Here is a 25,501-nt window from a genome sequence, read left to right as displayed (position 1 = left end):
AGCAATCTTTGTAATTATTTTTTTCATTGTAAAAGTATTATTTCTTATTTTTTGTAACCATTCGATACAGGAACGAGTTCCCATACGCTATTCTTAGTAGCGGGTATAAATTTTAGTTTTTCAAGAGCTACTTCAATTCCTACTTGATTGTCTTTTTTAACTAATCTAGTTTTTCTTTCGTTCCCTCCTGGCGCTATTTGAAAAGCCTGTTTATTTTCACCATCCAATTCGTGTAAATAAAAATGTGGCTTTAAGGATTTATTCAAATATGCATTTTTTTGTTCTACAAAAACGGGTTTCAAATTAGGGTTTGTCAACTCTCCCAAGGTGTAGCCTTTTTCTATTTCAAGGTATTGTTTTGTTTTAAGATTCAAAAAAGTATAGGAGTAAGGATATTTAAAACTAATTTTCCATAAATCACTTTGATCGTTTTTTGTATTTGAAGTCAAGACAACTTTTGAATCGTTTTTTTGTGCTACGAGATACTCACCACTGTATTTATTTTTTATTTGATAAACCAACTCTGTATTAAGTAACGATTTAGGTTTTTCATCGACTAGTTTTTTCTGGATTTTAGCAGGTGCAAAACCTTCAATTAGATTGGTATTATCTCCTTTAAGAATCGTATAAGAGAGAATCCCTACTTCTGGATTATCTAAACCTTTGTTGTTTCGAATAGTTAGCTGTTCAATAGGCAACGGAAAAGGAAGTTCATCTCCTGTTCTTTGATAATTAAAATCAAAGGTTTTATCATTTGGATTACTCGCACTGGCCTGAGATAAATCATTGTTTTCAAACTTCAAATTAGTAGGTCCGTTAGACCAAAAAATCCAGAAATATTTTCCTTTAAAAATATTATTCACAATTGAAATATCATAACTAGGTTGCCCTTCTCTATCAATAAAAAAACACCTTGAAGGACTGATAAACTCAAATGTATTATTCGCCACATAAATAGCATTTGAATATTCTTCAATATGAATCATATCTACATCTTTTCGATATCCTAAAAAATGATTATTGGTGATTCTAGCGTTTTTGCATTTTGAAAAAGCGACACCTTGACCGTCAAAAAAACAGCTATCAATCACCATCCCTTTTTGGTCCCAGATTTCAGCATATTCATCATTCCCAGCATCGGCAGATATGCCACGTACATTATAATTCACTTTATCTTTATTAGGTACAAACGTGCATTTTTTAAAAACGGCTTTGGCAGAAGTACTAATAGGATCTTTTCTATTGGTATTAAAACCGCCATTAGAATAATTTAAAAAAGAGACTTGCTCGAAAGTGACCTCCGCTCCATTTTCTGCATATACCTGTGAGCCTCCCCCATCATAAACCACATTTTTGATATGATTATTTACATAAAAACCCAGATTCTTTCCCGTACCATAGCTAGGATGCGCAAAACGAGTAAACACATAAGCGGAACTTCCATCGGATTGCAGTCTTAGGTTTTCAAGCCCCATATCATCCGTTGTGATTCGGACTGCTTTTAAATTTTTAAAAGCGGTCACTACCTCATAAGCGCCAATGGTATGTGGCTGTTTTACTTTTGGGGCTATACCACATAAAACAATCCCCTTATCAATTGTAAATGATTTTCCTTCGAAATCGTATGTTTTACTTTTAAAATAGATAACATCTCCTTTAGTTGCATGATGAATCGCTTCAGTAATATTCTTTACTAAAATGTTCCCTGAAGCAACACCATATTGAGCATCAAAATCAATGGTGTTACTGGCCTTATGTTGAATAGAAAACAATAAGGAAAAAATTAGAAAAAAATGGAATTTCAAAAAAAGTTGTTTCATATTTTTTTAATGTTAATACAATTTACCAATCTTTATTTGTAGAGTAGAATTGCGACATTAAACTCTCGAATATCTTTCAATTATTTTAGAGTCGTTACTACAAATATTGGTTGCAAGATTTAAAATAAAGCTATAATTTACTTTGTTTCCACAACGATTTGTGTACTTTTTAATGATTTTGAATGAGCTGTTAAGCTAATTTTACCCGCTTTTTTAGATGATTTCACAATCGCCAAACACATACCATTAAACGCTTTTCTTTGGTTGCCTTGAAAAGATTCCAAACTGATTTGGTTTCCGTTATCAACACCAATAATTGAACCTTCTCCTTTTACATCAAAAGTCACCAAATTATCAGCCATTGGACAAAAATTCCCGTCTTTATCTTGAATTTTCACTGTAATGTAAGCCAAATCTTGTCCGTCAGCATCAATTTTATTTCTATCAACAGAAAGGCTAATTTTAGCTGGTTTTCCTGCTGTTGTGATGACTTCTTCGTTGACAGCTTTACCATTTTTATACCCTACTACTTTTAAAGTACCGGGCTCATAAGGAACATTCCATGACAATCGGTATTTGGATTGAAAGGTTTTTGGTTCGTACCGAATAAAATCAACTTTAATTTCAGTCAAATCTTTGCCTTTTACTTTTCGCCCTAGTGATTTTCCGTTCAAAAATAATTCGGCTTCATCCACATTCGTATAACAATAAACTGGAATTTCTTTTCCTTCCATTTCTTTCCAATTCCAATGTGGCAAAAGATGAATCATCGGTTTCGTAGTCCAATGACTTTGGTACAAAAAGAATCGGTCTTTAGGGAAACCACACAAATCAACCGCTCCAAAATAGGAACTTTTTGAAGGCCAATGTCCGTTCCAGTAACCATTAGTCGAATTGTCTTTCCCTCCGTAAGGTGTTGGTTCTCCTAAATAATCAAATCCTGTCCAAATAAACTCTCCCATAACGTTTGGATTCAGTTCTTGAAAATGAAATTCAATATCAGGAGGATAAGCCCAAGATGGCCCTATTATATCATAACTTGTAACATGTAATGAAGGATGTGTATCGTATTTTTCTATCGGCAAATGATACACGCCACGGCTACTGGTGCAACTGGAAGTTTCAGAACCATAAAAGGGTAATTCTGGATAATTAGTTCGAATTTCTTTATAGTTACTAGGTTTGTAATTTACTCCAGCAATATCGACTTGCTGCGCAAAATTGTTGTCATATGGATTCGAATAATTATTCATTCCCATAGTGGTTGGTCGCGTTCTATCTACTTCTTTGCAATAATCATTAAGCATTTTAGCCACTCTCCAACCGTTCTTTTTATCTCCTTGTTCTAAAATTTCGTTTCCTGTACTCCACATGATAATCGATGGATGGTTTCGGTCTCTATACAACATATCTTTGATATCTCTTTCTGCCCATTGGTCAAAGAAAACATTATAACCATTAGGTACTTTAGCCATTTTCCAAACATCAAATGATTCATCCAAAACTAACAAACCTAATTCATCACACAAATCCAAAAACCCTCTTGAAGGTGGATTATGACTGGTACGAATAGCATTTACTCCCATCTCCTTCATAATTTGCAATTTGCGTTCATCGGCTCTCTTATACACCGCCGAACCTAAAGCGCCGTTGTCATGATGCAAACACACCCCATTGAAACGAACTTTTTCATTATTCAAGAAAAAACCATCTTTTGTAAAAGCAATAGAACGCAAACCAAAACGTGTTTTAAAGCTATCTACTACTTTTCCGTTTTCAGAAATCGTGGTGACAGCATGGTATAAATGAGGAGTTTGGGTATCCCAACGCTTTGGATTTTTTATGACAGTGTATAAAGCTGAAATCGCTTTGGAATTAGCAGCAATTTTCAAATCTTCATCAACCGTAGCTACTGATTTTCCATCAGGATCAATATATTCTTGTTTTACCTTTACGAGAACTTCCTTATTGGTTTTATTTTCAACGGTGGTTTCATTTTGAATCGTCGCTTTTTCTTTTGTTACCGTGGGAGTCGTAATATAAGTTCCCCACTGTTTCACATGAATAGGCTCATCAATTTTCAACCATACCGAACGGTAAATCCCAGCCCCTGGATACCAACGAGAAGACAAATCTTGAGGTTTTAATCGGACAGCAATGATATTATTTGAACCATCGTATTTTAAAAATGTACTGATATCAAATTCAAACCCAATATATCCATTCGGACGATTACCAACTAATTGTCCGTTGACCCAAACATAGGCATCATACATGGCACCTTCAAACTCAATACGCACTACTTTTCCTTTCGCGTTTTTGTCCATTTTGAATGCCTTACGATACCAGCCTGTTCCGTGAAAAGGTAAACCGCCACAACGTGCATTGTATTTTTCGTCAAAAGGACCTTCGATAGCCCAATCGTGAGGCAAATTGAGATTGCGCCATTTAGAATCATTGAAATTGACTTGCTCGGCACCTTTGGCTTCGGCATTAAAAAATTTCCATGAATCGTTAAAGTTCAAATCTTGTGCTTGAACCGAAGTCCAACAACAAAGTAGTGCCATTATACAGACAGAAAAAAAGGATTGTTTCATCTTGAATTGCTTCAAATAAATTTATGTTGTTTAAATAGAAACAAATCTAATTCAAATACCCACCTTAGGTATTTACAAATGTTTTTATTTGTATCAGATATGAGTTTTTCTTCGAAAAACCACTGTATTTACACTGTTTTATCACCTATACCAAACAGCCTAAAATGTTTCGTTTTCAATAAATCCCTATATAAAAAAAAGCTCAATCACTTAACGACTGAGCCTTTTACCCCTTTTAAACTTCCATTATTAAATTCAAATTTTAAGTTGCAATTAAATCCGAAATATTAATTGGTCCCAAATTATTTTCAACTACTACTAATCAAAATCTTCTCTAAATTTAACAGCCGTTTTTAAATCTTTGATTCTAATATAATCAACCCTTCCACTTCCTTTTGATAAATTTACGATACCTACAATGGCTCCTGTGGGTTGTTGGTAATTTCCTTGGCCTATTATTTCTCCATTGAGAAAAATCAGAACATTTTTATTTTTTACTGTAATTTTTAAAGTATTCCAAGTATCAAGTGTCATTTTAAATTTAGACATATTTTCTGTTGCACCGTCTTTAAGAAAGTCGCCAAACTTTAGGGATGCAAATTGCGAACATCCCTCCTCCATTAAGTTCAGATAATGTGTATTACTTTGACAAACTAGCCTGATAATAAAATCATAACAAGTGATTCCGCCCAAAGACTTTCCGCTTTTAAAACGGGTTTCCAATTCAAAATTATCACCGTCAATTTTAAATTCTTTAAACAGTCTATGCATCAAGTAATAGACTTTAGTCGTATTAAAACCTTTAGTTGATAAATACTGAGGCGAAAAATATAAATTCCCATCTGATTTTTGCAATTGTGGTATTTCTGTATCTAACCAAAATTTTCCCAGTTTAGATTCGGGTACAAAATAGCTGTTCCAATTTTTTGATTCGACCAAAACTTTTCTTTTGCATAAGGTATCCCGTCCGTTTTTTAATTTGATATAATAAAACCCAGGTATTTGATAGGTGAAATTGATAGTAGAATCGGCTTTAGGCAATTTAACCATTTGTTTTCCTAGGTAAGGATGCTCAAAGTTAAAATCAACATACAAACTATCTGAATTCACTTTGCTTAAATCGTAATGAATGGGTACAGTAAAAGGAACTTGTCCTACTGAATCTTTCATAACAAACTGATAACTACTTTTAGTTATAGTATGATTCCCAAACCAATAATGAAACCCAATTGCCGAAAAAATCCCAACCAAAATCACTAATAAATAAAGATTAAAACTAACTTTCTTCTTTATATTTACAGTGGTCGTCTTTTTTTCATCTGGAATAGAATGCAGTGTATTCTTTTTTTGATAAGCTACAAAATCATCCCAATTGGAATATCCTAAAAAAATAGACAAAGCATCTTTTGTTGCTTGTTGCGGATTGTACTGCTCCTTGTATTTGATTTTCCCAAAAAGCCTTTTCAATGTATGGGGACTAATGGATATAGAAGCGCTTTCGGATATCATTTTGGCTAACTTGATATAGTCGGATTCTTTCCATAAAGAAGCATCTTCCCAATCTAGTTTTTTTCCAATTTCTGATAGCCCAATTTTTAAGCATTCCTTATCTGACATAGTAGTATGCAAAATTTTGTATAAGTTTTGCATAGCAAATTAAAGGTTATATTTTGATTACACAACTTAAATTTACCTAGCAGATTAATTTCACTAGCATTTTAATTATTATTTACACTAACCTTTTTATTTTATAAAAAACTATTCTCAATTATGATTAAAAAAACACCTTTCCTACTTATTAGTTTAATCACTTTTAGTCTTTGTTTTCATTTAAATGCACAAGAAAAAATAAGTGCTTCATATAAACGTTTTAGAGAAAGTAAAATACGTTTTGACAAATACAATGAATTCAATACTCAGTTTAAATTTACTCCCGTAAAAGGCATCGGGTATGAAAAAGGGGTTACACGCAGGGATCCTTCAAGTATAATTAAAGCCGATGGATTATATTATGTATGGTACACCAAACCTCAAGCCAAGACGGAATTGGTTGGTCCGCAAAAAGCTGGAGCTGACACTAGAGCTTTTCATTGGGATTTATGTGATATTTGGTATGCTACCTCCAAGGATGGCTATGAATGGGAAGAACAAGGCATCGCAGTACATCGTGGCCCCGAAGGAGCCTACGACCACCGTTCCGTTTTTACGGCTGATATTTTAGTAGCCAATGGAAAATATTATTTGGCCTACCAAGCGGCTGGAAGTCTAAAACAAGCGCGTTGGGCAGGAAGTTATGTAACAGCAGGTGATTTTAATAAAAATGTAATCGGAATGTCATGGGCCGATTCTCCTAATGGACCATGGCATCGCTTGGATAACCCAATCTTGAAAGTAGGTTCAGAAACCGCTTGGGATGGCGAAGTAGTACACGACCCTACTTTTGTCGCTCGAGAAGGAAAATATTTTATGTATTACAAAAGTGCTGGTCGAGTACCATGGAAACCCAATATTTCAAAGGGAGAATTTACCAAAGAATTCGCCGATATGCCCAATGCCATTATTGGAGTTGCTATTGCCAATAAACCCGAAGGTCCTTATATTAAATCAGCTTACAACCCCGTATTAATAGGTGGACACGAATGTATCGTTTGGCCTTATAGAAAAGGAGTTTGCGCCTTTTTGAGCGAAGGTCCAGAAGCTAATAGCATACAGTTTTCGGAAGATGGCATCAACTTTTATCCAGTAAAACATGGTTTAGAAAAACCCGAGGCCGGAGGCGTGTATCGTGAAGGTGGTTTTACGGATACCGACACCCTACCTGGACCAGGAATTACTTGGGGATTATCTCATGTTTTGGGTGAATGGAATTATTTGCGCCGTTTTGACTGTGATTTGAGTTTGCAAAAAGGAGACAGCATCAACAAAGAATATCAAAAAGTATTGGATTACAAAAAACGAAAAGATTACAGTTACGAAAAATAAAACAGAATGGATATTAGCAATTTTAAAGATAAAGTCGCTGTTATAACAGGAGGTTCAGGAATATTATGTTCCGAAATGGCTCTTCACTTAGCAAAATTAGGTTGCAAAGTGGCGGTTATAGGACGCTCCATGGATCAACTTGAAAAAATATCCCATCAAATTCATTCAAACGGTGGGACTTCAGTAGCAATTGTGGCAGATGTTTTAAAAAAAGAGGATTTAATAAAGGCGCATCAAATAGTAAATAAAAAATTAGGTTCTTGTGATATTCTAATAAATGGCGCAGGAGGAAATCATCCTGATGCGACCACTTCCACATCAAAATTCGATTTCAGTCTCAATGATGGACGTGGATTTTTTGATTTAGATGATACAGCAGTTGGAAACGTACTTCATTTAAATTTTATGGGCAGTTTTATTCCCTTACAAATTTTCGGAAAAGACATGTTGGACAAAAAAGGTTGTAGCATTATCAATATTTCATCAATGAGCGCCTATTCACCCATGACCAAAGTCTTCGCCTATAGTGCTGCAAAAGCGGGTATTTCTAATTTTACCCAATGGATGGCTGTACATTTTGCTGAAACAGGAATTAGAGTAAATGCTATTGCTCCCGGATTTTTTTTAACCACACAAAACAAAACATTGTTGACCAATCCCGATGGCAGTTTAACAGAAAGAGGAAACACTATTCTAAGCCAAACTCCTATGAAACGCTTTGGTAAGCCCGAGGATTTACTCAGTACCGTAGAGTGGTTGTGTTCTGAACAATCTTCGTTTGTTACGGGAGTAGTAATACCTGTAGATGGTGGTTTTAATGCATTTAGTGGTGTTTAACATAATAAATTATTTAAAATGCTTCAAAAAACATGGCGCTGGTTTGGTCCAAAAGACACTGTCACTCTAAAAGAAATTAAACAATTTGGTGTAGAAGGCATTGTTACTGCTCTACACCATATTCCGAATGGAGAAATTTGGACAATGGAAGAAATTTTAAAAACAAAATCGGAAATAGAATCCTTTGGCATGCAGTGGTCTGTGGTGGAAAGCTTACCCGTTTCAGAAGGGATAAAAACCGCTAACTATGACCGAGAACGACTAATACAGCATTACAAAATTTCGTTAGAAAACCTTGGTAAATGCGGAATCAATACCGTTTGTTATAACTTTATGCCTGTATTGGATTGGGTTCGAACAGATATTCATTACAAATTTGCTGATGGTGCGGAATCTATGTATTTTAATTATCCCACTTTTGCAGCTTTTGATATCTATATTTTAAAAAGACCTCGGGCGGCAAATGACTATCCTGCTGAAATTATTAAAAAAGCAGAAAACATCATTAACTCATTAAGTCCAGAAGACCAAGAAAAAATTGCGCATTCCATTATTGTCTTAACCCAAGGATTTATTGATGGAGCCGTATCATCTGATGCTGCTAATTATAAAGAATTGTTTTTATCGTTTTTAGATAATTATAAAAATATTGATGCCGCACAACTGCGTAAAAATTTGACTTCCTTTTTAAATGACATCATGCCGACTGCTGATTCTTATGGTATAAAAATGTGTATCCATCCTGATGATCCTCCTTTTTCTGTCTTAGGTCTACCCAGAATTGTCAGCACTCAGGAAGATGTAGAATGGATTTTGAAACAATACGATTCTATCAACAATGGTATTACTTTTTGTTCTGGTTCCCTAGCTGTTAGAAAAGAAAATAATTTTAAAAATATCGTAAAATCAATTGCAGATAGAATTCATTTTGTGCATTTACGCTCTACACAACGGGAAGATAATTATAGTTTTTATGAAGCACATCATTTAGAAGGATGTGTCGATATGTATTCCTTAATAAAAGATTTATTACTAGAACAACAACGACGAAAAAAAGAAGGCCGATTGGATTTTAAAATTCCTTTTAGACCCGATCATGGGATTAAAATTGGAGATGATTTTAATCGAAAGTCAAATCCTGGCTATCCTTTGATTGGTCGACTAAAAGGCTTATCGGAACTTTCGGGAATGATGACAGCAATCGAAAGAAGCTTAAACGAAAATTGAAAATTAATTTTTAAATAAAAATGGTATGGAACCATTAAATAACGACTTATCACAAATGAAAGCAAAAAAGCTATTCACTCTTTTTATTTTACACGCTTTTCTAACTTTACAAGCTCAAATTCCTTTTGTTAAAGAACGAAACCATATTAATCTAACTGAATGGCTTTTCGCAAAAGGAGTTCATTATAATGCCCAAAAAATCAATTTCAACACCTCCGATTGGCAAAAAGTAAGCGTACCTCACACCTACTCCATGGATGCTATAAATGCCATGGGCTATTTTCAAGGGGAAGCTTGGTATCGTACCCAAGTTAGCATTCCGAAATCGATGGCAAACGAACGGGTTTTTATCCGTTTTGAAGCCGTAGGCAAAGAAGCGCAGGTGTATGTCAATGAAAAAAATATTGGAGAACACAAAGGAGGTTATGCCGCTTTTTGTTATGAAATAACCGATTTCATAACTCCAAACACTCCAGTAAACATAGCAGTCAAAGTTAGTAATGCTCCTAATTTCAAAATGATTCCTGTTGATGATAACCTATTCAATCATTATGGCGGAATGTATCGTTCTGTTCAAATTTTTTCTACACCCAAAACCAACATTTCTCCCACTTTTTATGCTTCATCTGGCGTTTTTGTAGCACAAAAAGAAATAAAAAAAGAAGCCGCCACGATCGAAATCCGTACCCATTTATCAACCCAATCGGCAACCAATTCAAAAATCAATTCAAAAATCAATTATAAAATAGTCGATGCCAAAAATCAAATAGTTGCACAAAAAGAACAAATACTTCCTCCTTTCAAAAAAGACAGCCTAGTCACTACCCTTTTCGAAATTAAAAATCCTATTTTATGGAACGGTCGAAAAAATCCGCATTTATATACTGTCCAAATTAGCCTTGAAGCCAATAACAAAACCGACCAAATTCATCAAACGTTTGGACTGAAAACTTTTGAAGTTACCGCCGAAAAAGGAACCCAATTAAACCATCAAGATTACCGCTTATATGGTGTTGCGATGCACCAAGAATGGAAACAAACAGGCCCCGCACTATCTGCTGAACAACACCATAAAGATATGGCTATCATCGATGAAATTGGCGCTACTGCTCTACGCCTTTCACATTATCAGCATGCTGACTTAACCTACCAACTCGCTGATGAAAAAGGAATTTTGGTTTGGACGGAAATTCCTTTTGTACATGATTATAGTGGTCGTGAACAAGAAAATGCCAAAATGCAATTGACGGAATTAATTCTACAAAATTACAACCATCCTTCGATTTTTACTTGGGGACTTTGGAATGAGGTTCGGGCCTACAACAGTAAATCAGAGGCTTGTGTCCAATTAACCGAAGAATTGAACAAACTAGCCCATCAACTCGACCCTACTCGTCCTACAGCTTCTGCAAGCGACCGAGGTATCGAAGGTTTCATGGAAAACATAACTAACCTACAAGCTTGGAATAAATACTATGGTTGGTATTATGGCAAATATGAGGATTTAGGAAAATGGCTAGACGAGTCCCATTCAAAATATCCTACTATTCCATTAGGAATTAGTGAGTATGGCGCTGGGGGCAATATAGCAAACCAAAATAATAGTATTCAAGACAAACCTTTTGGACAAAATTTCCCAGAAATGGACCAAAGCCTGTGTCATGAAATCAGTTGGAAGATTATCAAAGACCGTCCTTTTGTATGGAGTTCTTTTGTGTGGAATATTTTCGATTTCTCAGTAGCGGGTTGGAATCGAGGCGGTATAACAAATCTAAATCACAAAGGATTAGTAACCTATGATCGTACTACAAAAAAAGATGCCTTTTATTTTTACAAAACCAATTGGTCAAAAGAAGCGGTTCTATACATTGCTGAAAGAAGAAATACCATTCGAAAAGAAACAGAGACAACCGTTAAAGTTTATACCAATCAACCCACAGCAACCCTTTGGTTAAATGGCAAAAAAATAGCCACTCAAAAACTAACATCAGATATTAATATCATTGAATTCAAAAATATAAAACTAGCTAAGGGTAACAATCATATCGAATTAAAAGCTGGAAAATTAACAGATGATGTAAACTGGATGTTGGATTAAAACAATCCAAAATGAAATTTACTCACTAATACGTTTTTTTTCAATGAAACAGAATGTAAAAATCCGAAGAATTAAATTAAACTAGATAACTCATGTATAAAATAGTTGCATTATTTTTTTTATTATCTACCAGCATATTTGCTCAAGATGATTTTGATTACCGAATCTTAACGTATTCTCAGGTAGGCTACGATTTAGCTTTACCGAAAATTGCTATGATTCAGCATACCGACTCCACATTTATAAGCAAAAATACTTCATTTACAGTCAAACGAAAAGACAATGACAAACAGATTTATAAAGGTAAAATAGTTCCTCAAGGAAAAAAATGGGATAAATATTGGTGGAAAATTGATTTTTCTGATTGTAAAATTTCGGGTGATTTTTATTTGACCCTACAAGAGAAGAAACAAACGATTTATACCAGCAAGAAAGAGATGCCTATAAAAATTGGCAAAGAACTTTTATGGAATCAAACTTGGTATAAAACAGCCCTTGCTCATTTAAAAATTCGGGATAGTTTAAGTTACCAACCCGAAGGAGGCTGGAAAGATTGCGGAAGTCCGTTACAAGAAGTGAGCAGTCACATCATAATGCTGAATGCATTGTGCGATTTGATAGAATTAACCGCAACCAATCTCACTTCCAAAGAATTAGATGAAACGTATCATCAAATGATAGTAGGGGCAAATTATGTTGTATTATGCCAAGACAAAGCTAAGGAAATTGGTTTTCAAGAAGGTGCAGTTATTCATGAAATGAGAGAAAATTGGAAGGTAGTAACAGGGAATGTTGCTAAAACAGCCATGATATTAGCCCGTATTTCACGTTTGATAAAAAATAAAAATCCGTCATTAGCAGCATCCTATCTTAAACGTTCTATAAGTGCATATGATTGGATTACAGCCTATGGGCCCGTTCTTCATTGGGACAATTCAGACAATTTTGCCATTACCCATGGTGCTCCTTATGGCATGCATAAACCTCCAAAAGAATGGATGACGCGTGATTTAATGATGATGATGTGGGCTTCTGTCGAATTATATAAATGTGGTAAAACGGAATACAAACAGAATGCTATAGATTATGCCAATAAAATTATGGCTCGACAGGTCCCTAAAGAAAAAGCCGAGGAAGGATTGTATGGTCATTTTTACACCTATGATTCTTATGATTTCACTGAAAAAGCGGATATTCATTGCGGTGCTTGGAATGCTAATTACAAAGCCTACAATCAAGGAGGCCATTTTCCGCATTATGTTATACCATTTATTGAAATGAGTAAACTGTGGTCAAATCATGAAGATGCAAAGAAATGGAATAATACCGTTCAAAATTTTGCTTATCATTATTTTATACCCGCTACCAACCAAAATCCTTTTAAAATAATCCCAGCTGGTTATTACAAAGGTATTGGTTTATTAAACTGGAGCGGATGGTATCATGGTCACAATAAAATATTTGGATATGCAGCAGCCTTAGCAATGGAGTTTTACCAATTGTATGGTGATTCAAAATTTATAGCAATAGCTACAGGAAACTTACAATGGATAACAGGATTAAACTCTGGTTTTCATAAAAATAATGCTGATTTTTCTGCTAGTATGATTGTGGGTATTGGTAATCGATATAAAGAAGATTGGGATGCAATGGTAGGAACGATCACAAATGGATTTGAATCTGATGCTCAATTTAGTCTAGAAAAACCCTCCAAAGAAAAAGATTTGCCTGCTGTTTTTGGCGATGAAGGAGGCATACACCATACCGCAGGATGGATTAGCGGTTTAACCCGATTAAAGGCCTATTTGGGTAGTGAAATAATCAAATAACTACATAATTAAAAGGTCTAAAATTTAACTTAAAATCAATAAAGCAGTCTTTTGCAAATACAAATAATGAGCAAGATCTGTTTGGCTATAAATTAAAAACACTAAATCTTGCTATTTTATGCCCTGTATGTTAAACAAATATACAGGGCATTTTTTAATCAAAGTAATTATTTGTTACTAATTGTTTCAAATTAACTTTGTAACACCAAGCATATTTCCATTAAAATCCTAGGAAAAGAGACCTTCTATCTATTTAAATCAAATTTCTGTTTAAACGTATTAAGTGATACAATTAAAGACAGTGACTTAATTTCATACTCTAAATAAGGGGTTTTAGTTAATAATATTTTAATAATCACTTCATCAGTAGAAGTTCTATTATATATAGAGTATTTATATCTTTATTTTTTGTAAAATGAATATCTTTTTCATTATAAAAACAAACGGCTTTAGAACTAACGTAAAGCAATAAACAACCTATTTTATAGTTTATCTGGATTAAACCCTCCAAAAACTAACACAAAACCAGAACATTGCACCTTACTTCGATTGAATTTTGACAGTAGAAGAAAATATCTGAACTTTAATATTTTATTAATAGTGTTTATAGGCCACATTCAAGAATTCAAGAAAAATTTAATCCGTGAAGAAAGTTTTAGTACTTATTTAAGTGAAATTTAAAAAATTAATGTCGTTTTTGAATCATTAAAAAAGATATTATATTTATAATCCTGACTTACATAAATTATCAATTGTATAAAACAAGTATAAAAGAGTTGTAATAATATTATGTAAAAAAAAAACTCAATCACAAAACGATCGAGCCTTTTCCAACTAACTAAACAACCAATATTTAATAATTATTTTGAGTTAAAATTTTATTCGATAAATCAATTTGGGTTTGCGGAATCGGCATGACTTCATTTTTATTTTCTACAAAACCAAGAGGTGCTAGAATAGTTTTAGCTCTTCCTGTACGAATCAAATCTTGAAAACGTAAACCTTCACCGCAAACACTCGAAATAAGAAAATCACACAATAGCTACTAAAACCATTTTAGATATAAAAAACTGCCCGAAAATTATTTCTCGGACAGTCTTATTAAATTTATAGATTTAGGTGAATGAAGGAAACAAGTAGTAACTAAATTATACTCTAATCTCTCATTACTTATTTTCCAACTTCCAAGTTCTTACCCAATCATATTTAGTAGTTAAATCATCAAATGAACCTGAGGTAAAAACATTATCAGCTTCATCTACAGGGTTCCAGTCATATGTTTCGATAGCCATTGTAATATAGCCTTCAAGATCAAAATCTGCTGGAGGATTTTTTATAGAATGTGTAAATTTACCATCTAAATAAAATAAAATTTCAGTAGGTGATTTCCACCAACATCCATAGACAAAAAATCTGGAATTATTTTTCTCAGTCAATATAGTTTTACCAGGTGACTGTAGAGATGTAGCAACATCACAATTCTGTTTGTGTCTCCATGTGTTTGATGCATAAATTTGATCCCAATTCTTTGCCCACGATTCGGTTTTGCTATGAACACGCCCAACACATTCTTGAATGTCCAATTCTAGTTTTCTAAGAGGTCCTGTATTGCAATTTTGTTTAAAAGATATCCAAAACGTAGAAGACATGATTGTCTTGTTTGCCTGCATTCTACATTCATAGTACTGACCCTGTTTCGCAAGTGCTTTTGAGCGTATAATTGCACCTCCATGAGTAAATACAGTATTGTTTACTGTTTTAGGAGACACGAATTTTTTAACGGTAACGTTCAAATTGCCATTGCTCACTGTAACGTTTTCAGATTCAAATAATCCAGGGGCTCTCCCAATCCAATTAAAGCCATCTGTTGCTGGATTTCTGTGCCATTTATTATCATCGAAAGTAGTACCATCAAATTCATCGGACAATTCACTAACCTTAGTCCATTTTTTATCAGATGGTGTTGGGTCACTTCCAATAAAATAAGGTTTATTGTTAGCAGGTGGATTTCTAGTTACAATAACATCAAAGCTACAAGTCGCTAGGTTACCGGCCCCATCTTTTGCTCGAAACGTATTGGTTGTTGTTCCAATAGGAAACATTGCACCAGAGGTCAACCCACTGGTTTGCGTAACCGTTGCACCGACATTGTCAGTAGCAGTTGGGATTGGATAATCTACTTTGGCTTCACTCTCTGTTGAGGCAATAGCAACAGTAATGTTTGCCTGACAATTTATGATGGGTTTTTCAGTGTCCGCAACAGTGTCTTCTGCACCACCACATGAGGTACTTATAAGTATCAAGAATATACTTGAGATGAAAATTAATTTCTTTTGTATCATAAATCTTTTTTTTTTTGTAATAGTCAAATCATTAGGTGTCAAAAATAGCCTTATTTACGCGTAGTGAAGTAAACAGATAGTTCGAAAACTAAAACATATGTTTTTTATTTTTTTTTATTAAACAAACCAATATAAAGTTTAAGTGATTGTATAACGTAGGGCATAATATTTAACGTTATGAGTAATAAATAAATTAATTAAGTATTAAAATCCAGATTTTAATTAAGAAAGAGGAGCAAAATATTATTATATTCTAATTGCAAATAAAATTTATAATTCTAAAATCATTTTTTCAAATTCAAGAAAATGAATAAGAGCGAAATAAAATAATTTCTACATCTCAGTAATAGAATGGAATTGAGATAACTATACTTACAAATGATTAGTAACCTATGTTAAAACTATTATTTATAATACAAACTCACTTAAAAAAAAAAGGCTCAATCACAAAACGATCGAGCCTTTTCCAACTAACTAAACAACCAATATTTAATAATTATTTTGAGTCAAAATTTTATTCGACAAATCTATTTGAGTTTGCGGAATTGGCATGACTTCATTTTTATTTTCTACAAAACCAAGAGGTGCTAAAATAGTTTTAGCTCTTCCTGTACGAATCAAATCTTGAAAACGTAAACCTTCACCGGCCAACTCTACCCTTCTTTCATGATAAATGGCGTTTAATAATGGTTGACCATTCATTGTTAAAAGTAAATCAGGCACAACTGTTGGAAGTGCAGTACCTCTGGCACGTGTTCTCACTTTATTAACATATTGTACAGCTGTAGCTGGATCGTCTTTGTAGATCGCTTCAGCATACATCAAATAAGCATCAGCCAATCGGATTAAACGAACATTTTGATCACTATTGAGTTGCCCACCTACGGTTGGAATGGAGTAACCGCTAAAAGGTTTCCAAGCATATTTTTTATTATAATGTCCTGTGCCATATACTCTCGTATCATCAAAAATGAATGCACTTAACCTAGGATCATTTGATTCATACTCATCAACTAAATTTTGCTTAATTTGCGAGAAACCAAACCCTTGTCCATCTGGTGTTCTTGGCATCATCTGTTTTGGAACAGCTGTCCCTAAAGCACTCGTATTTGAAGAATAATTAATTTCAAAAATAGACTCCTTACTCCATTCACCAAGTGGTTGAAAAATGGTATTTAAAGCAACTAATTCATAAGGCAACTTGAATAATTCCTCACCGTATTGTTTTACTTTATCCATTTTGTTTTGATATAAAGAAACACGCATCATATACCCCAGTGCTGCTCCTTTGTCAGCATGTCCTTGAAAAGAGGATGGCTTAGTAAATCTTGAAGGCAAATCTTGAATCGCTTTTAGTAAGTCTTGCTCAATAAATGCATAGGTATCTGCTTTACTAGCTCTAGGAATATTAGCTTGTTCATAAGGCAGAGCTTTGTCATACAAAGGAATCCCTCCGAAAAAAGTAACTAAGCAAAAATTGTAATAAGCACGTAAAAAATATGCTTCGGCAGCAATTTCTTTCTTTCTATTAGCATCCGTAAAAGTCACTTTATCAATATTATCTAACACTAAATTTGCATATAAAACTCCTCTAAAGTTAATATCCCAACGAAAGTTCAAATAAGAATTATTAGTAGTAAGTGTATATTCTTGCTTTTGTAATAAAAAGGGAATATCGGCTAAACTTAACCCTCCTTTTTCGATATCATCTGTTCCTATGTCCCCCATAAATAAATCGGAAGACCAAACTTGTCCAAAAGAAGTATATTGCTCACGCATAGGGTTATAAGCAGCTGTTAAAGCTTGCTCCATATCAGCAGGTGTTTTATAAAAGTTTTCAACCACTGGCGAACCGAAAGCATCAATTTCTAAATAATCCTTACTACAAGATGCCAATCCTATTACTAAAACAACTGAAAAGTATCGTATCGCTTTTATAAATTTATTATTTATATTTTTCATAATTTTCTATTTAAAAATTCATATTTAGTCCCAAAGAAACCGTTCTCACAGAAGGATACCTTCCTCTATCAATTCCAATATCCAATGGACTATTTTGAGAATTATCAATTCCTACTTCTGGATCAAGACCATTATATTTAGTGAATGTCAACAAGTTTTGAGCAGAAACATAAAATCGCAACTGATCTAAAGCTATTTTATTACTAATGTCTTTAGGTAAAGTATACCCTAATTGAACATTTTTCAATCTCAAATAAGAACCGTCTTTCACATATCGACTCGAAGTTCTAGAGTTGTTTGCTTGACTAGCAAAAGAAGCCCTTGGAATAGAATTAGAAGTTCCCTCACCTGTCCATCTTCCTAAATAATCAACATTAAAGTTTGTAGACAAGTCCCCCATCAAATCATAATCACTGGCATTAAAAATTTTATTCCCTTCACTTCCTTGAAAAAAGGCTGATAAATCAAACTGCTTGTAATCAATGTTAAGATTAATACCATAAGTAAACTTTGGTAATGGAGAACCTATAAACGTTCTATCAGCATCATTAATAATTCCGTCGTCATTTTGATCTTTGTATTTTGCATCTCCTGGTTTTGTTCCTGGTAAATTTGGATAAGTACTAATTTCATTTTGATTTTGAAAAAGACCAATCATTTCTAGTCCATAGAAAGAAGCCAATGGATGTCCTGCTTCGGTACGGCTTACATTAGCAATACCTCCTTGTGCATTACCTGTTTGGAAAACAGTTCCCTCTGTAGCAAGTTGGAGCACTTTATTTTTAATAATCGCAATATTACCTCCTATATTAAATGAAAAATCTTTAATTACTTTTTTATAATTTGCAGTAAATTCAAATCCATCATTTTGAATATTTCCCGCATTCGTAAAAGGAGTATTTCGATATCCTGATGAAGATAAAATTGGAGTTGGCATTAACATATCAGTGGTGTTTTTAATAAAATAATCAGCCGTGAATGTGATTGAATTATTTAAAAATGCTAAATCAAGTCCGATATTTTTAGTAACAGTAGTTTCCCATTTTAAATTAGAATTCCCTGGTGTTAATGGAGTTACACCTACTGTTGTAGTTTCTGTAGGTCCAAAAGGATAATTAGTTCCAATATTTAAAGTATTAAAGATGGCTGAATTTGGGATATCTTGATTCCCCGTTTTCCCCCAACCTAAACGAAACTTGAATTGGTTAATCGCCTCAACATTATAAAATTTTTCATTGTGAATATTCCATGCCAATGCTAAGGAAGGGAAATTTGCCCAACGATTATTAGATCCAAAACGAGATGAACCATCTTTTCTAAATGTCCCAGTTAGCAAATACCTATCATCATAATTATAATTGAATCGACCAAAAAATGACAACAATCTTGATTCAGAAATATCTCCGCTGTTAGTTGCTGAAGAGATAGAACCAGCACTTAAAGTTGGATTGATGACACTCGGCGGAATATCATTTCGAGTGGTATTAACATTATTGAAATTTAATTCTTGAACCTCTTGTCCCAATAATGCACTAATACTATGTTTTTTTGCCAAAGTTACATTGTAATTCAACGTATTAGACAATACGTAAACCCTATTTTCGCTTCTATTTAAAGTATAAGTACTTAGAGCCGAATTAATAATAGAGGATACAAAATAAGCAGGTACAAAATTATCCACTTTGGTATTGTTGATTTGTAAACCCAAATTGGATTTAAATTTTAATCCATTAATAATATCAACATCCAATGAAACATCACCTAAAAAGCTTTCTTTAATAGAAGGAGTATTCACATAAGTAGCAAAAGCAAGTGGATTTGCAACAATGGAATTGTATTTGGATATACCAAAAGTTCCATCAGGATTGTAAATAGGAGATACTGGATCATTCAAATATCCTAAAAATGCTACTCTACTAGTTGAATTTCCAAACTCGGCAACACTTCTAGTTTTTGCTTTCGAATATTGAATATTATGCCCCAATTTAACTTTTGGAAGAATTTGATAAGTATTGTTTACTCTAAAATTAATCCTATTATATGAAGAATTAACTACAATACCTTCTTGATCAATGTATCCAAACGAAACATAAAAAGTTGATTTATCGGAACCACCTGATGCTGAAAGTTGGTGACTTTGTATATTAGCTGATCTATATACTAAATCTTTCCAATTATACGATGGTAATGATGCTGGATTGATTAAGTCTTGATTCAATGGACGCCCATCATTTGCCAATCCTTCATTAAATAAAGTGGCCCATTGCTCAGCATTCATCACTTTTAAATTGTCAATACGCTCTTCAACCCCAGCATATGTAGTATAGGAAATTGTTGTTTTCCCTTTTGTACCACTTTTGGTTGTGATTAATACAACACCATTAGCACCTCTAGAACCATAAATAGCAGTAGCCGAAGCATCTTTAAGTACTTCAATAGATTTAGCATCCTCCATATTAATACTAGAAATATCACTAATAGGAACACCATCTACAATATACAAAGGGTCAGCATTATTTACTGTCCCAAAACCACGAACTCTAACTGTGGGAGTAGAACCTGGTGCCCCAGAACTTTTAGAAACAGTAACACCTGCCATTCTTCCTTGGATTGCTTGAGCAATAGAAGTGTTTTGAGTTTTATTTAATTCTTTGACATCTGCAGAAGCTACAGAACCTGTAACATCCGACTTTTTTATCGTACCATACCCAATGACAACCACTTCGTCTAAGTTAGCTGCATCACTCTGCAGAGATACATTTATAGTCGTTTTACCTGCTATGGCCACTTCGGTAGATTTTAAACCTAGATAAGAAAACACTAATATCTTAGCAGATTCAGGCACTCCTAAAACATAATTTCCATCGATATCAGTTGTAGTCCCGATGGTTGTTCCTTTGACTAGTACATTTGCGCCGGGAATTGGCATGCCATCAGCATCTTTCACTGTTCCCTTGATGGTGATTTGCTGTATGATGTTATCATTACTAGCAACATTGTTTACTTCATTATTTTCTTTTAAAATAATTTGCTTGTTTTTTACTTTGTATGTGATATTTGAATTTAAAAATATTTTATCTAGTATATCTTTAAGTTCTTCATTTTTCACATTAATAGATACTACTCTATCTCCATTGATTTCTTCATTGTTAAATAAAAATTTAAACTTAGTATCTTTTTCAATTTTTTCTAAAAGAGTGGCAATCGTAACATCTTTTAGGTCATAAGTAAGTTTTATGTTTTGAGAATAGGTTTTTGCATTAGTTGAACAAACGGTAATAAGTAGCAATAAAATTGTTAGTTTAAAAGCTAAATTAAATCGAATAAAAAAAGACAAAGTGTGTCTTTGACTAATATTTTTTTTCATAAATTTTTTGGTTTATTTGATAATAGTAAGTAATGATTCATCATTTTCAATCGGTATTTCTCATTGGCAATTCTTTTTTAAGGTTTGTTAATAGTGATTAATTTATCTTTTATTTCAAATTTGAAATTTTTATTCTCTGCAAATGAATTGAGCGCTTCTTCAATCGTTTCTACATCAAATGAAGCAGTAAACAACTCTTGATTAAGCTCTTGGTAATTGTTTTTGATTTTTACATCATAATGACGTTCTAATTTTTTGATAATGTTGCCAAATTTTTGATTTTTGAAAACAATCCGCCCATCAATCCAGCTGGTATAAATATCTGTATCCACCTGTTTCCTTTTTATACCTGCCGTTTTAATCCACCAGTTAGCCCAATCTCCTGGAACCAGGCGTAACACTTCTTTTGAATTAACTAACGAAGAACTAAGACTAACCGAACCTTCTACCAATACTGTCGTAATGGAAGGATCTTCAGGATAGGCAGAGACATTGAATTTCGTACCTAGAACAGTAACATTCATCTGTGCAGTTTCAACAATAAAAGGATGTTTTTTATCTTTAGAGACTTCAAAATAGCCTTCTCCAATAAGATTCACTTTTCGTTTATATCCATTGATGAATTTAATTGGAAATCTAATAACAGAACCTGAATTAAGGTGGACTATGGTACCGTCTGAAAGGGTGATTTCAAACTTTTTACCATAAGGAATAGTCAATGTATTGTAGATTAATTTATCAACGTATTTAATGCCTCTAAAATCTAATTTAGTTTCACTTTTAGCTCCCAATGTCCTACCATTGGCATCTTTAATCCCGTAAATCATATTTGAAGACAAAACCTGAACATTCCCGTTTTCAGATTGCAAGGTTATTTCGTTAGATGGTAGTGTAACTGATTGTTTTGTCAGAACAAAAGTATCTACGACATACCCTAAAACTAATGCTCCAACAAATACGGCAGCATACCTTAAGAAACGTCTAGAGAATAATTGCAATTGATTGCGACGGGTTTCTTTCTCATATTTACGGAGTACTTTTTGCCAAGCTAACTCTGGGTTTACCGATGCAATTTCAGCTATAACTTCTTTTTTGTTTTTTAGCTGTTCCAACTTGGTAAAGAAATCAAGATTCTTTTCAGACTCTTGCAACCAAGTATCAAAGAAACGTGTTTCCTCGGGAGAAAGGTTTTGATGGTGTAGTTTTTTTATAATTACATCGATTATTTCCATAGGTCCTATCTTAAATCTAATGACTAGTATTTAATATAAAGACCCGAAACTTCGATATCGGGTAGTCGTATTTTTTAAAAAAATATTTTTTTTAGCAACAAAAATATAAACCTTTAAAAATCAGTAGTTTTTACCATGAAAATCGTGCGTATTTTTTAAAATATAATATTTTCACCTAAGGATATAGATTACCCCCAGATATTTTTAAGAAGAAACAACAACAAAATACTTATTTCAACCATTTCGATTCGCATTTTCTTATAGGCTGATTTAATATGGTATTTAACGGTGTTGATAGAAATATTCATGGAATCTGCCACAAACTGATATTTTTCTCCTTCGATGGCACATCTAATAAAAATGCTTTTTGAAGGTTGTGGCAACTGCTCTAAGGCTTTATGTAGTAGTGAGGTTTTATCTTCGACAACAGCTGCTTCATCTGTTGAAAAATAATTTAAATCGGCTTCATTTAAAGAAACAAATTTTTGTTGTTTTTTTAATTTTTTCAAACAACTATTCTTAATTGCTATGATGATATAGGATTTTAAATTTAGGATTTCATCCGTTTTATTTCGTACTAAAATTTTAGCACATACGTCTTGAACCACTTCTTCTGCCTCATCTCTATCTTTCAAAAAAGAGAACGATAAAAAACACCATTCTTTATAATGTAATAAAAAAAGTTTCTCTAAATCATTATGAATAGCGTGTTCCATTATACATTATTCTTTTTATCAAAAAAGGTTCAAAGTAGTCCCTTTCTATATTTACATTTAGATTGTTGTATTAGGTCTCAAAAATTGGGTAATTATAAAATTATACCTTACTGACAACTTTATTTGAACATTTGATTTTGCTTGTGATACAAATGTTTTTTTGTATTTAAAATGTTAGAATAAAAGCTTATTCTCTTGGCTTTTGAGGTTATAAAGCATCCAAATTTGTGAATCGAATAATATGTAATCAAACAAATGAATTTCAGATACCACTTGGTTTTAGTTTATAAAAAAATAAAACCATCATTGTTAAAAAAACTGCCCGAAAATTACTTTTCGGACAGTCTCAATAAAATAAATATATAAATAAACAAAATGTTTACCTTTTACATAGCCCCGTTTCCGAATGCTACAAAGATGATTCCTGCCACCATACAAGCTAATCCTGCATAAAGGAAGTTTCTGGCCTTAGCCGAAGCGTTAATCCATTCCTTAGTAACAATTCCACTCATGATAGCGGTAACCACACAAGAGGTATTGAAAATGGCATAACCTACTGTATTTCCACTGTTTCCTAATTTGAAAGCAGCAAAAGCAAACAAGGCCGATGCAGCATAATGAAAAACTGCCATGACCAATATCAAGAAAAAGTTTTTTCCGAAAGCGGGAGTGGTAAAATCGCCCCAAGCTTTCTTAGCCGATAATTGCCAAACAAAATAAGCCGTCATCACGATTCCACCACTGATAAAAATAGGAAACATTACCGCTACAGCTGTAATCCAATCAGCGTTTCCTTGAGCCTGGCAAGCCTCATGTAAATAAGGACGACCCACCGCATTGGCATAGCTAAATCCTGTAGCCAATAAACCTCCCACCACTGCAATTAAAATTCCAGTAGTCATCGAAGCTTTGTCGGTATTGTCATTATCTTTATTTTCTACCTTTTCTCTAATATATCCGGCTTTTCCGTTAGCGAAAATCCCAATGAGTACAATGAATAATCCCGTTAGAATTAAGGTTAATTTGTTTGTTGGCGGTAACCCTTCCACAATAAACGGTAACAAAGAACCTACCAAAATAACGGTTCCAATGAATAACGAAAATCCTAATGAAAGTCCGATGTAATTGATGGCTTTACTCCACATCATTACTCCTATTCCCCATAGGAAACTAGCTAATCCCATTTTGATTAAAATATCTGTTGGCATGTCGCTAAAAATAGTCGAAAACCCGTTAATCAATGTAATAGATGCAATTATAGGCACTACAAACATGGTCAATAAAAAGAACAAACTCCAAGTGTTCTCGTATTTAAAATCCTTCGTAAATTTTTCAGGTAATGCATAGAGTCCTAGCATTAATCCAGCGAATATCGCTAGTAAGATTCCTTCAATCATAATTGTGTATTTTTGGTTGTTAATGTATTGCTAATCATTTGAATTTAAAGACTGTTGTACTTGTAAACTCTTCACCAGCTTTAGTAATGCTGTTTGGCGAATGGCTTATGTTAGGACCGTTGGGATAACGATGTGTTTCACAACAAAACCCACGATATTTTCCATATTGTTCACCATTTTCTCTTTGAATATCGTTAGAAGTATATTTTCCAGTATATAATAACATACAAGGCTCGGTGGTGAACACTTCTAGTTGAAGATCATTCGATTCATTGGCAATCAAAGCCACACGATTCAGTTGTGCTGTAGGATTATCAAAAAGGTAAAAATGTTCAAAACCATCATTCATTGCCTGGTGTACCTCGCCAATTCTTTTTGGTTGTCTTAAATCATCAGCTGCACCTTCCACATTCACAATTTCACCAGTTGCAGCTCCAGTTTCATCTAATTGTAATCTTTGGTTAGAAAATAATTGAACCGAATGATTTTCGACAGTATCTGCAAATTTTGACAAATTGAAATAGGTATGATTCGTTAACGATAAAGGCGTATCCTCTGTAGGTGTAGCGGAATAATCGATACGCAATTCATTAGCATCTGTTAAGGTAAATGTAACCGTTGTATTGACATCGCCAGGAAAACCTTCTTCTAAATTTTCACTCAACAAAGTCATTTTTACTGAGGCAACAGCGTTGGAATCTAAAATTTCAGCATTCCATATTTTTTTATCAAAACCTACTTTACCACCGTGTAAATTATTCTCACCGCAGTTTTTTGCTAAATTGTATTTCTTTCCATTCAATTCAAAACTAGCGTCTTTAATTTGAGAACAATAACGTCCGATGGTTCCTCCAAAGTAAGGGGCGTTAGCAGTATAAGCCTCAGAAAAATACCCGTCAAGAGTATCAAATCCACAAGCTATATTCTCTAGTTTTCCTTCTTTATTAGGAATGAGTATAGAAGTAATGGTAGCTCCATAATTTGTTACTGTTACTTCTGTACCATTGGCATTTTGCAAACGAAACAAATGAATGTCTGTATTGCCTATTTTTCCGAAATTGGATTGGGTTGCCTTCATGGGGTTAATCTTTTTTG

At 33.6% G+C, this 25,501-nt stretch carries 16 protein-coding genes; 5 read left to right on the top strand and 11 right to left on the bottom strand.

Annotation, left to right across the window (positions count from 1 at the left end; all coding sequences use genetic code 11):
* Positions 1-44: 44 nt before the first annotated feature.
* The 3 genes from SLW70_RS08555 to SLW70_RS08545 all read right to left on the bottom strand — a co-directional run bounded on the left by SLW70_RS08555 (position 45) and on the right by SLW70_RS08545 (position 6,067).
* Entirely contained in the window at positions 45-1,820 is a 1,776-nt protein-coding gene (locus tag SLW70_RS08555) for a hypothetical protein (RefSeq protein WP_320891691.1), read from the bottom strand.
* Between the two features lie 137 nt (positions 1,821-1,957).
* Positions 1,958-4,417 (bottom strand): beta-galactosidase GalB, encoded by a 2,460-nt coding sequence (galB, locus tag SLW70_RS08550; RefSeq protein WP_320891690.1) that lies wholly within the window; start codon positions 4,415-4,417, stop codon positions 1,958-1,960.
* A gap of 318 nt (positions 4,418-4,735) precedes the next feature.
* Positions 4,736-6,067: a hypothetical protein gene (locus tag SLW70_RS08545; RefSeq protein WP_320891689.1), complete on the bottom strand. Its 1,332-nt coding sequence runs from the start codon at positions 6,065-6,067 to the stop codon at positions 4,736-4,738.
* A 120-nt stretch (positions 6,068-6,187) separates the two neighbouring features.
* Between SLW70_RS08545 and SLW70_RS08540 the strand changes: the two genes are divergently transcribed.
* The 5 genes from SLW70_RS08540 (at position 6,188) to SLW70_RS08520 (ending at position 13,390) form a co-directional block, all read left to right on the top strand.
* Entirely contained in the window at positions 6,188-7,399 is a 1,212-nt protein-coding gene (locus SLW70_RS08540) for a glycoside hydrolase family 117 protein (protein WP_220763698.1), read from the top strand.
* Positions 7,400-7,405: 6 nt separating this feature from the next.
* A complete protein-coding gene (locus SLW70_RS08535; RefSeq protein WP_320891688.1) occupies positions 7,406-8,236 on the top strand; it encodes an SDR family oxidoreductase in 831 nt (276 codons plus the stop codon).
* Between the two features lie 18 nt (positions 8,237-8,254).
* Positions 8,255-9,463 carry a mannonate dehydratase gene (gene uxuA / locus SLW70_RS08530; RefSeq protein WP_320891687.1) on the top strand — a complete coding sequence of 403 codons (1,209 nt, stop codon included), beginning with the start codon at positions 8,255-8,257 and terminating at the stop codon, positions 9,461-9,463.
* A 25-nt stretch (positions 9,464-9,488) separates the two neighbouring features.
* Complete coding sequence (locus SLW70_RS08525) at positions 9,489-11,561, top strand: glycoside hydrolase family 2 protein (protein ID WP_320891686.1); 2,073 nt, start codon at positions 9,489-9,491, stop codon at positions 11,559-11,561.
* Positions 11,562-11,653: 92 nt separating this feature from the next.
* The gene (locus tag SLW70_RS08520; RefSeq protein ID WP_320891685.1) at positions 11,654-13,390 is read left to right on the top strand and encodes a glycoside hydrolase family 9 protein; all 1,737 of its coding nucleotides are present in this window, start codon (positions 11,654-11,656) and stop codon (positions 13,388-13,390) included.
* Between the two features lie 853 nt (positions 13,391-14,243).
* On the opposite strand, the gene SLW70_RS08515 is transcribed toward SLW70_RS08520, so the two are convergent.
* The 8 genes from SLW70_RS08515 to SLW70_RS08480 all read right to left on the bottom strand — a co-directional run bounded on the left by SLW70_RS08515 (position 14,244) and on the right by SLW70_RS08480 (position 25,484).
* Complete coding sequence (locus SLW70_RS08515) at positions 14,244-14,429, bottom strand: hypothetical protein (RefSeq protein WP_320891684.1); 186 nt, start codon at positions 14,427-14,429, stop codon at positions 14,244-14,246.
* A 127-nt stretch (positions 14,430-14,556) separates the two neighbouring features.
* Positions 14,557-15,732, bottom strand: a complete 1,176-nt coding sequence (locus tag SLW70_RS08510) for an HYR domain-containing protein (RefSeq protein WP_320891683.1) — start codon at positions 15,730-15,732, stop codon at positions 14,557-14,559.
* Between the two features lie 489 nt (positions 15,733-16,221).
* Complete coding sequence (locus SLW70_RS08505; protein ID WP_320891682.1) at positions 16,222-17,694, bottom strand: RagB/SusD family nutrient uptake outer membrane protein; 1,473 nt, start codon at positions 17,692-17,694, stop codon at positions 16,222-16,224.
* A 10-nt stretch (positions 17,695-17,704) separates the two neighbouring features.
* Entirely contained in the window at positions 17,705-21,061 is a 3,357-nt protein-coding gene (locus SLW70_RS08500) for a TonB-dependent receptor (RefSeq protein ID WP_320891681.1), read from the bottom strand.
* A 77-nt stretch (positions 21,062-21,138) separates the two neighbouring features.
* Positions 21,139-22,293, bottom strand: coding sequence for a FecR family protein (locus SLW70_RS08495; protein WP_320891680.1), 1,155 nt, complete (start codon positions 22,291-22,293; stop codon positions 21,139-21,141).
* Positions 22,294-22,481: 188 nt separating this feature from the next.
* Entirely contained in the window at positions 22,482-23,009 is a 528-nt protein-coding gene (locus SLW70_RS08490) for a sigma-70 family RNA polymerase sigma factor (RefSeq protein ID WP_320891679.1), read from the bottom strand.
* A gap of 386 nt (positions 23,010-23,395) precedes the next feature.
* Positions 23,396-24,406: an L-rhamnose/proton symporter RhaT gene (locus tag SLW70_RS08485; protein ID WP_320891678.1), complete on the bottom strand. Its 1,011-nt coding sequence runs from the start codon at positions 24,404-24,406 to the stop codon at positions 23,396-23,398.
* A gap of 34 nt (positions 24,407-24,440) precedes the next feature.
* Positions 24,441-25,484, bottom strand: a complete 1,044-nt coding sequence (locus tag SLW70_RS08480) for an aldose epimerase family protein (RefSeq protein WP_320891677.1) — start codon at positions 25,482-25,484, stop codon at positions 24,441-24,443.
* Positions 25,485-25,501 lie beyond the last annotated feature (17 nt).

The sequence above is a fragment of the Flavobacterium sp. NG2 genome, assembly GCF_034119845.1.
Taxonomy (GTDB): domain Bacteria; phylum Bacteroidota; class Bacteroidia; order Flavobacteriales; family Flavobacteriaceae; genus Flavobacterium.
The sequence above is the reverse complement of the archived record's forward strand: the minus strand, read 5'-3'. Positions and strand labels throughout refer to the sequence as shown.